At 45.8% G+C, this 1,558-nt stretch carries 1 protein-coding gene; it reads left to right on the top strand.

The window, feature by feature from the left end; all coding sequences use genetic code 11:
- Positions 1 to 164: 164 nt before the first annotated feature.
- On the top strand, positions 165 to 1,457 hold the full coding sequence (gene ltrA / locus AC3WTP_RS23255; protein ID WP_492397003.1) for a group II intron reverse transcriptase/maturase: 1,293 nt from the start codon (positions 165 to 167) through the stop codon (positions 1,455 to 1,457).
- Positions 1,458 to 1,558: the final 101 nt, after the last annotated feature.

Here is a 1,558-nt window from a genome sequence, read left to right on the forward strand (position 1 = left end):
AAAAAAAAACTGTAAGAGGATGCTCTATAAACCAGCAGGTGAAGTGAGTCATTCGCAGGAAGGGAGTCCGAGGGGCTCATAGTACTGAGGAATCGCAGGACAACATAACCTGCGAGAGGGAAGGAGCCTTGCTTTGTTCATGTTTCTTAAGGAGGTACGAGTTAGTGAATGCCAAACGGCTAACAACACCAAAGGAAAACGTTCAACAACTCCAAGAGAAGCTAGGTCATGCAGCCAAGGAAAACAAGAAGCGAAGATTTCATGCACTGTATGACAAGGTTTATCGGAAGGATATACTGCTTGAAGCATGGCGGAGAGTTCGTGCAAACAAGGGCGCAGCAGGTGTAGATGGACAGATGCTAAAAGAAATTGAAGAAAGAGGAGAGCACCTATTCATTCTAGAATGCCACAAGCTTCTGAAAGAAGGAAGTTACCATCCACAGCCTGTACGCCGACAATATATTCCGAAGAAGGATGGGAAGCAAAGACCTCTTGGTATACCGACCGTCCGAGACCGTGTCATACAGATGGCAACTAAGTTAGTAATAGAACCAATATTTGAGGTGGACTTCCAAGAAGCATCGTTTGGGTTTCGTCCCAAACGAAGTGCGAAAGGAGCGTTAGACCGAATCCGAAAAGCCTGCAACCGAAAAGGGAATTGGGTGGTCGACGTCGACATCCAAGGCTACTTCGACAACATCAATCAAGAGAAGTTAATGAAGCTAGTAGAAATGAGAGTTAGCGACAGACGAATCTTGAAGCTTGTACGAAAGTGGCTAACAGCAGGAGTCATGGAGGAAGGCCAAGTGAGACGCTCAGATTTGGGAACACCACAAGGTGGAGTCATATCACCGTTATTAGCAAACATCTATCTGAACTATTTCGATGTGCTATGGGATAAACATGGCTGTAGCCTAGGGGAACTCACGCGGTATGCGGATGATTTTGTCGTCGTTTGCAAAACGAAAAGGGATGCAGAACAGGCATACAAACTCATACACGCGATTATGAAGCGCCTAGAATTAACGCTGCATCCAACCAAGACAAGAATCGTAGGGCTGTGGACAGGAAAAGAAGGATTCGACTTTCTAGGAATGCACCATCGCAAGACGAGAGCAGAAACATCAACAGGACAAGGTTATTACACGACCCAACAGTGGCTGACGAAGAAAGCGGAAGAGCGAATACGTGAAGTAGTAAAAGAACGACTAGCGCCACCGAGCATGCGAGGGAAGAGTATTCAAGAACATATTGAATGGCTTAATCCCAAGATACAAGGATGGCGTAATTACTACTACACCTCTTATAGCCAACTAAAGTTAGCAAAGTTGGACTGGTATATCCTGCAGCGCTTTGGTCGTTGGTATGCACGAAAGAGACAGCGAAGACGATGGATAAGCTCAATAGCGGAGATAAAATCACTTACGAGGCAAATGGGATTGAAAACGCTCTTGTAATCCGCATGCTCATGAAAGACGAACATCGGAAAGCCGTATGAAGGAAAACTTCACGTACGGTTTGATGAGGAGGGGCTGGGAAGCCAGCCCTTTACTCTAGA

The organism is Paenibacillus sp. EB106-04-04-XG159, from assembly GCF_058791835.1.